Source organism: Treponema sp., from assembly GCF_051883275.1.
Lineage (GTDB): Bacteria > Spirochaetota > Spirochaetia > Treponematales > Treponemataceae > Treponema_D.
Genome location: NZ_JBJETK010000003.1, coordinates 1 through 8,166, shown reverse-complemented (window position 1 = coordinate 8,166; position 8,166 = coordinate 1). Strand labels below are relative to the sequence as shown.

11 protein-coding genes are annotated in these 8,166 nt (G+C 37.6%); 8 read left to right on the top strand and 3 right to left on the bottom strand.

Features of this window, described 5'->3' with window-relative positions:
- The first annotated feature begins 336 nt into the window (after positions 1–336).
- From ACI4L0_RS00195 to ACI4L0_RS00175, 5 genes are all read left to right on the top strand, one after another.
- Positions 337–615, top strand: coding sequence for an antitoxin (locus ACI4L0_RS00195; RefSeq protein ID WP_439798152.1), 279 nt, complete (start codon positions 337–339; stop codon positions 613–615).
- On the top strand, positions 599–997 hold the full coding sequence (locus ACI4L0_RS00190) for a type II toxin-antitoxin system VapC family toxin (protein ID WP_439798151.1): 399 nt from the start codon (positions 599–601) through the stop codon (positions 995–997). Before ACI4L0_RS00195 ends, ACI4L0_RS00190 begins: the two co-directional genes overlap by 17 nt.
- 119 nt (positions 998–1,116) lie before the next feature.
- Complete coding sequence (locus ACI4L0_RS00185) at positions 1,117–1,368, top strand: type II toxin-antitoxin system HicA family toxin (protein WP_439798150.1); 252 nt, start codon at positions 1,117–1,119, stop codon at positions 1,366–1,368.
- Between the two features lies 1 nt (position 1,369).
- A complete protein-coding gene (locus ACI4L0_RS00180; protein ID WP_439798149.1) occupies positions 1,370–1,762 on the top strand; it encodes a type II toxin-antitoxin system HicB family antitoxin in 393 nt (130 codons plus the stop codon).
- 226 nt (positions 1,763–1,988) lie between these two features.
- Complete coding sequence (locus ACI4L0_RS00175; protein ID WP_439798148.1) at positions 1,989–3,155, top strand: iron-containing alcohol dehydrogenase; 1,167 nt, start codon at positions 1,989–1,991, stop codon at positions 3,153–3,155.
- Positions 3,156–3,182: 27 nt separating this feature from the next.
- Here the strand turns inward: ACI4L0_RS00175 and ACI4L0_RS00170 are convergent, their stop codons facing one another.
- Positions 3,183–3,329, bottom strand: a complete 147-nt coding sequence (locus ACI4L0_RS00170) for a hypothetical protein (protein ID WP_439798147.1) — start codon at positions 3,327–3,329, stop codon at positions 3,183–3,185.
- 45 nt (positions 3,330–3,374) lie between these two features.
- Between ACI4L0_RS00170 and ACI4L0_RS00165 the strand changes: the two genes are divergently transcribed.
- From ACI4L0_RS00165 to ACI4L0_RS00155, 3 genes are read left to right on the top strand one after another with little or no spacing between them, the layout of a single operon-like run.
- Positions 3,375–3,938, top strand: coding sequence for a flavodoxin (locus ACI4L0_RS00165; protein WP_439798146.1), 564 nt, complete (start codon positions 3,375–3,377; stop codon positions 3,936–3,938).
- Positions 3,939–3,951: 13 nt separating this feature from the next.
- The gene (locus ACI4L0_RS00160; protein WP_439798145.1) at positions 3,952–4,410 is read left to right on the top strand and encodes a cyclophilin-like fold protein; all 459 of its coding nucleotides are present in this window, start codon (positions 3,952–3,954) and stop codon (positions 4,408–4,410) included.
- A gap of 22 nt (positions 4,411–4,432) precedes the next feature.
- On the top strand, positions 4,433–4,966 hold the full coding sequence (locus ACI4L0_RS00155; RefSeq protein ID WP_439798144.1) for a flavodoxin: 534 nt from the start codon (positions 4,433–4,435) through the stop codon (positions 4,964–4,966).
- A gap of 243 nt (positions 4,967–5,209) precedes the next feature.
- Here the strand turns inward: ACI4L0_RS00155 and ACI4L0_RS00150 are convergent, their stop codons facing one another.
- Both ACI4L0_RS00150 and ACI4L0_RS00145 read right to left on the bottom strand, forming a co-directional pair.
- Entirely contained in the window at positions 5,210–6,889 is a 1,680-nt protein-coding gene (locus tag ACI4L0_RS00150) for an AlwI family type II restriction endonuclease (protein ID WP_439798143.1), read from the bottom strand.
- A 2-nt stretch (positions 6,890–6,891) separates the two neighbouring features.
- Positions 6,892–7,749 carry a DNA adenine methylase gene (locus ACI4L0_RS00145; RefSeq protein ID WP_439798142.1) on the bottom strand — a complete coding sequence of 286 codons (858 nt, stop codon included), beginning with the start codon at positions 7,747–7,749 and terminating at the stop codon, positions 6,892–6,894.
- Between the last annotated feature and the right edge of the window lie 417 nt (positions 7,750–8,166).

The following is an 8,166-nucleotide window of genomic DNA, read 5'->3' as shown; positions in this document are numbered from 1 at the left end:
TTGGAATTGTTCAATAAATGACAGTGTGTTGCTAAAGATTGGGTTTGGTGTTGATGAGGAAGTGAAATAGTATATTCTTAAAAATATTTATTGTCGTTTGTTAAATTTTAAGCAAGGTAAAGATTTACAAAGATTCTTATAGTATTTTACGGGGCTGTCTTAGAAGTATAGTTCATAGTGTCATTCCGAACTTGATTCGGAATCTCTATGCTATATACGGTGTAGATGCTGAAACAAGATCAGCATGACAATAATTATTAGACAGCCCTTTTTTGTTTAATGAAATTTGCTTGATTTTTCATTCAACATGTCATATCTTTTAGGTGGAGGCATATTATGGCAATCTTACAAGTTCGTGATATGGATGACCGCCTGTATGATAAGTTAAAATTTGCTGCAAAAAGTGAAAATCGTTCTATCAGTCAGCAGGTTATAACTATTTTACAAAATTATTTTACTTCAGTTCCTGTAAAAACAAAAAATGCCACGGAAGAATTCTTGAAACTTGCAGGTTTATGGGAAGATTCCAGAAGTACGGATGAAATCATCGATGATATTTATGGCTCACGAATAAATTCAACAAGATTTGAGGCATTAAATGGCATATTTGATTGATACCGATACAATAATTTTTGCACTTCGTGGTGATAGTAGTGTTTTAGCAAAATTTGAAGAGAATAAAAATCTTCCGATTTCTATTTCTATGATAACTTATGCTGAATTAGTATTTGGTGCAAAGCGTTCCCAGAATGAACAAAAGAATATGATAAAGGTAAATCATATTCGGAATATTTATCCTATTGAAAAATTACATGAAGGCGTAATGGAAGTTTTTGCAGATATCAAGGCAAAAATGTTTGATAAGGGCATAAGAATCGAAGATATGGATTTACTTATTGCTGCAACTGCAATTTACAATGAATTAACTCTGGTAACAAATAATACAAAACATTTTGAAAATATCCCGAATCTAAAACTAGAGAACTGGAAAAATTAAAAAATACATGAAAATGCTTTTCAAAACCGATAACAATTTTGTCACGAATTACAGGCTTTAAAAAGTATAGAACCTGAGTTTTGCTTGACACCATATATAACACCATATATAATTCAATTATGGCACAGTGGGACAAACTGTTAGAAAAAATTAAATCCCTTAACAAGGATATGAGATTTGCAGAACTGAAAAAAGTTTTGCAAAGTTATGGCTATACGGTTTTTCATCCAAAAGGCGGAAGCAGTCATTACACTTTTAGAAAGCCAGGCTGTAATCCGATTACCATTCCAAGTCATGAACCTATAAAAGTCGTTTATGTAAAAATGGTAAAAGAAATTGTAGAAGCCGAAGAGAAGAACAGGGAGGACTGATATGAAAACATTGGAAGAATACATGAAAATGCCTTATAAATTGGAAATCATTCCTGATACAGAAGAGTCAGGTTATGTAGCATCATATCCGGAACTTCCAGGCTGTATCACTTGTGGTGAAACAATTACCAGTGCAGTCGCAAATGCAGAAGAAGCAAAAAAAGAATGGCTTTTGGCAGCAATAGAAGAAAATACTGAAATTGCAGAACCAGGAAGTTTTGATTCTTATTCAGGTCAATTCAAACTTCGCCTCCCAAAAACATTGCACAAAACTCTCGCAGAAGATTCAAAAAAAGAAGGTGTAAGCATGAATCAGTATTGCGTTTATCTTCTGGCTAAGAATTCTGAAAAAGAACATATCGTCTTAGGAAATAAACAAACTGTACTCGTATAACATACACTAAACGCTGGCAGTTTTGTCTGCCACCGTTTAAAGCAGCCAATACTTCCCTATCTCTCACAAAATCCATCCAAAATTTTACATTTCCCCTTTTATTTAATAAGTAACAAAAAGTTACCAAAACTATAGTTTAGTATTGACAGGTAACTAAAAGGCGTGTATATTGCAAATAAGCAACAAAGCGTTACTAAACGGATATTTGTCTTGCAAGGGGGAATATATGCTCGGTAATTTTTCATACAGCAATCCGACGAAGCTTTATTTTGGAAAAGATGCGCTTGAAAATCTTAAAGGGGAACTTTCTAAGTACGGTAAGAAAATTCTTCTGACTTACGGCGGAGGCTCCATCAAAAAGAACGGAATTTACGACAAGGTTGTTTCCGTGCTCAAGGACTGCGGAAAGGAAATCGTGGAACTCGGCGGTGTAATGACCAATCCTACGAGCGAAAAACTTGCCGAAGGCTGCCGTCTTGCCCGGGCGGAAAGGGTTGATTTTATTCTTGCTGTCGGCGGCGGTTCGACCATCGACTATGCAAAGGGCGTTTCTGTGGGGGCGTTGTGGGAAGGCGATGTTTGGGAAAAATACTATCTTAAAATGGAAGAGCCTGCAAATCCGATTATCCCGGTGGGCGCGGTGCTTACTATGGTGGGCACTGGAAGCGAAATGAACGGCGGCTCTGTAATCACAAATCACGAGCAGAAACTTAAAATCGGGCACGTGTTCGTCGAGGAAGTTTTCCCGAAATTTGCAATCCTCAATCCTGAGTTCACTTTTACCGTTCCCAAACGGCAGATGATTGCAGGAATTTACGATATTTTCAATCACATCTGCGAGCAGTATTTTTCTGGCAGCGACGACAACACCAGCGACTACATCAGCGAAGGTCTTATGAAGTCTGTCATTCACTCGTCAAAAATCGCTGTTCAGAACCCTGAGGACTACGAGGCGCGCTCAAACCTTATGTGGACGGCAACCTGGGCTTTGAACACTCTCGTTGCAAAAGGAAAGGCGACTGACTGGATGGTTCATATGATTGGTCAGGCGGTCGGCGCTTATACGGACGCAACCCACGGAATGACTCTCAGTGCGGTGAGCCTTGCCTACTACAAAACCCAGCTTTCGGCAGGACTTCCGAAATTCGTGCGCTTTGCAGAAAATGTTTTTGACATCCGCCCGGAAGGAAAAACTGACGTTCAGATTGCACAGGAAGGTCTTGAAACGATGAAAAACTGGATGCAGGAAATAGGGCTTGTGATGAATCTGAAAGAACTCGGCGTTACGGAAGAAATGTTCGGCGGAATTGCAGAGGCGACTTTCATTCTTGACGGCGGCTACAAAAAACTTGCAAAAGAAGATGTCGTTCAGATTTTAAAAGAAAGTATGTAAGGCATCTCGGAAAAAATCGGTTTTGGTTCACGAAATTACAGGCTTGTTGAAATCAAATAAAATAATCAGGGCGTTCCGGCTAAAGCCGTCGGCAGTTCCAGGGTTCCGCTGTCGCTTCATTGCTTTCGTTGCGCTTCGCTCCACTACAGCAACAGCCTTCGGCTGCCCTTCCATTGCCTAACGCGTTTTTAAAATAAAAAATTTCGTACGGAGGTAATTATGAAAAAACTTTTATCGACGATTTTGCTTGGAGGTCTTTTTATGGCAAATGCGGCCGCAAAAACTCTTGTCGTGTACTACTCTTATTCAGACACAGGGAACACTCGGAGAATTGCGCAGGAAATTCAGAAAAAGACCGGCGCGGACATTGCAGAAATTGAACCTGTCGTTCCGTATTCAGATAATTATGATGAAGTCGTGGACAAGGCAAAGCGCGACGTTGCAAGAAACTTCAAGCCCGAAATAAAGCCGCTTAAAGTCAGCCTTTCAGACTACGACACGATTATAATCGGAACTCCAACCTGGTGGTACAAAATGGCTTCGCCAGTGCTTACGTTTATGAGCAGCTCGGATTTTTCAGGGAAAAAAGTCGCCCTTTTCTGCACCCATGCAGGCTGGCCGGGAACAGTCATCAAAGATATGAGCGCACTCTGCACAGGGGCAGATGTATTTGCAACGCAGGAAATTCAGTTCGGCACAAGGGCAAAGGCAGGAAGTCTTGTAACAAAACAGCCTGAAATAGACGATTTTATCGCAAAAATACAAAAAAATCAGAGAAGATAACAGGGAAAATAAAATGAAAAATCATTTTTTTAAGGTGCTGACGGCAGTCGTTGCAATATCATCTTTATCCTGTGCATTTTCGCAAAGCAAGGCGGACGGAAAGACAGAAACAGTGTATATGGAATTTGGCGGCAAAAAATACGAAATCCGCCTTTCAGACACATCTGCGGCAGAACAGTTTGTTTCCCTTTTGCCTCTGAACAGCGAAAATGCCGGCGAAATGGTGAAATTCGGTGGCTTTGAATATTACACAGTTCTTCCGCTAAAAATCAGCGATACTGACAAAAGGACAGAAAAGTACAAGGCAGGGCACGTCTACTACAACATTCAGTACACCGCACTTTCGCTCGTGTTTGCCGACCAGAACATTTCGCCGTCGCAGGCAGTAGAAATCGGCACTTTCACAGATACAAAAATAACCGGCATTTTGCGCGAAGGAAAAAGCCGAGAAAAAATCAATTTTACAAAATAGAAAAAATCTTATGGGGGAAATTATGAAAAAACTTGTATTCGCAATTTTGATAGGAGGTCTTTTTATGGCAAATGTGAATGCAAAAACTCTGGTGGCATATTTCAGTGCAACAGGAAATACAAAAAGGCTTTCTCAGACAGTGGCATCTGCGCTCGGTGCAGACATTGTTGAAATCGAACCGAAAGTTCCGTACACATCTTCGGATTTGGACTGGACAGACAAAAAAAGCCGTTCTACCGTTGAATGCAACGATCCTTCTGCCCGCTCTGAAATCAAAAACAAAATCGCCGTTTCGCCCTATGACACTGTAATCATCGCCTTTCCAATCTGGTGGTACAACGCGCCAAAAATCATCTACACCTTTGTTGAAAGCGTCGATTTGAGCGGAAAAAAAGTCGTTCCAATTTGTACTTCTGGCGGAAGCGGTCTCGGACGAACTCCTGCAGATTTACAGAAAGTCGGCTCAAAAACGGCAGACTGGCGGAAAGGAACTCGTTTCAGTTCTTCGGCATCGGCTTCAGAAGTAAAAAAATATTTTGATGAAGTTTTAAAATAATCAGGGCGTTCCGGCTAAAGCCGTCGGCAGTTCCAGGGTTCCGCTGTCGCTTCATTGCTTTCGTTGCGCTTCGCTCCACTACAGCAACAGCCTTCGGCTGCCCTTCCATTGCCTAACGCGTTCATAAAATAAAAATTTCATTTTATACGGAGATATAAGTGAATACTTTTTATGATTTTTCTAACAAGTAGCAAAACTGTTGTTCCAAGCTCTCAAATTTTATATTCCACAAGATGCCTTTTTTTATTCTAGCCAATTCAATGCTTTTTCTACTACTTTGTTGTACCATTCTTGTTCACTATGACTTGTAGAAGCTACAGTACGAGAATATTCAAAGAAAGATTTTATTTGTTCAGGATTTGGTGTATATGATGCTTTAAAAGAGTCTTCCAACATCTTCGTGAACACATTTAATGGCAAGGGCACTATAACAGATTTACCTCCATAATACGAAATGTTTAAGTTGTGTAAACCATAGAAATGAGCAATACAAGCCTCGTTTATAGTTGGAGCAACAAATAAACAATATGCCTCTTTTCCTGTTTCTTTTTTGAATTTTGCCAAATGTCTGGAAACAGGTTCTCCTTCCATTTCATACTGTTTCTGACCACTTGCCATAGTAACTTCTACTGTTAAGCCAAATTTCTCATAATCACAAACAATATCTGCCATATTTCCTTGTGCTGTAGACATCGGCTTTCCAAAATCGTCAAATTTCAGATTAGCCTTTATGTTACCGCCATCAAGCATTGTCATACCACGCCAAACATTCCATTCCAAAATTAAAGAAGGATCATATATATCATTTTCTTCAATTTGAGTAAAAGTATTTTGAATATCATCATATTCTTTGTAATTTTTAATTTCTGCAACTTGTGTTTGTATGAGTTTTTCTTTTTTGGTTATAATCAAATCATCAAGTTTGTCTTTAAGTTCTTGTATTGTTGCTGTTTCACTAACTTTTTCAGCTGAACTTTCTTCATTTATTTTCTGAATCAAAGCTAATTTATCATCAGTAAGAAGTTTTGGAAATTCAGGATTTCCCAAATAATCAAGATATTTTTCTTTGTCATCAACAAAAATTGGTTCACGAGAAATATTATTCAGAATGAATTCAACATCTGCCTTTTTCTCAGAAAGGATAGAAAGCGAACGCCCTATGTGAGAAATAGAAATAAGCCCCGTTGCTCTTAAATATCTAATGCATGCATCTGCGTAATCATGCATATTGCTTGCTTTAGTTTGCAAGAATTTCTTTGCAGTTGCAACATTGCTTTCTCGGGTTGATGTTTCACCTTTCGCCAGTTCAAAACTATAAATTTCCTGTAATTCGTTTATTTGAGTGTAGTATTTGAATTCCCGATATTTCTTTGGTGTTTTTCCACAGTTGATTCGGAATTGTTCTATTTTTCTAACAATAGTATTAAATTTTCGATAATCTGTAAGCTGTAATCCAAATATCATAAGTTCATCAAATTTGAGTGTTCCAAGCGTATAAATCAATCTCAAAATTTCAAGATATGGCTTTACATAGAAATCAGCCGCTTTTTCACTCGGTGTATGATATGGCGAAGGAATTTGAAATTTAAGAAGCTGTCGTAGGAATACTTCTTCTTTACGTTTGGCAGAAATTAAAGTTTTTCCAGCTTCTGTTAATTTGATTGTCGGCTCAAGCAAAATAAAACCGAGTGCTTTTGGTGCACGATTTATTCTATCTCTTGCACTGAATGCCGGATCATTATTCCCTGAACCATTGAAAAAATTTTCATTTCTCAAAAGTTCCATAAAGGCAATCTGTGTTTCTGTATTCCATTTTTCGCCTTCAAAATTTTTACTCAAAAGATTAATTTCAGGAATCATTTTCTCTGGCGTTCTTGGTGATGTTGTGATAAACAACACTTTGCTGTCTATGGATTTTGCCATTTTTATTCCTTGTAATTTGCAACCAAAATATGATTTGCAGCTGCCTTGAATCTATTGCGAATATTTACTGCATATTTTTTTGCATACTCATCAACAATCATATTTCCATATAACTCTTCTGTAAGGGGTGTTTTGCCTATAACCATTAAAGCCTTACAACCGAGATTCTTAAAATCCTGTGCTAGTTTTCTGTGAGAATCATCATTAAAACCATTTTTATACTCTTCGTTTCCGTAATCAGAAAAAACACAATCATAAGGGGGGTCTAAAAATACAAAATCATCTGCTCTTGTCATGTCAAAGATTTCTTTGTAGTCTTTATTATATATTTTTGTACTTGAAAGTAGATTTGAATGTTCTAGTGAAACTAAAGACGTATTTAAATGCTGATACCGCCCAAAAGGCACATTAAATTCACCTTTAGCATTATATCGTATCATTCCAGAGTAGGCTGTTTTATTTATGAAAAAATAAATCAGGGCATCTGAATATCTTTTTTCAGATAACCCATTGTACATATCACGAATTTGATAATAAAAATCTTCGTTTTTATCTTCTACATGTTCTGCAGGGTGAAGTTTTTTTAGTTCATCGAAATCATGTCGGTTTTCTTCATATATTTTTTCTACTTCATCTAATTCTTTGCGAAGGTTAGAATAATCGTTCTTAACGCCATTATAGAAACCAATGAGTTTAGAATTAATATCGTTTATAATTGCTTTTTGTGGTTCAAGATGAAAATATAAGGCTCCGCCTCCAAAAAAGGGCTCTATATATCGTCCGGTAAATTGAGGTATTTGCTTTTCAATGTTAGGAATCTCCTTCGATTTCCCACCTCGATATTTTATCAAAGGTTTCATATACGGAATTATATCTAAATTTTGTTTTTTTGACTATTACCTGTCAAATATGCGCTCCAAATGGGACCGCCTGACAAATATTCGCCGTATCCGTTGTAAATCTCTTATACTGCAAATATGTCGTATAAAATTCATTACAACCTTTATCTAATTACTGCATATTACATTATAAGAATTTCGGAATCACTTTCTTTTGTTCAAGTTCACGGGAGAATGATGACGTTACGAAGAACGGCGCAGAAGAAAAGAAAAAGCGCCTGCGTTAAGTTCAGCGTGTATGCAAAAAGTGCATAATTAGCAATAGAAAATAAGTATTTTACATAATGCCTGGAAGAAAGTATATTTTTTTCTGAGGTGTGAAAATGAAAAAACTGATGTCAATTTTTCTTGCAGGAAGTGTCTTTACGGCGGCGCACG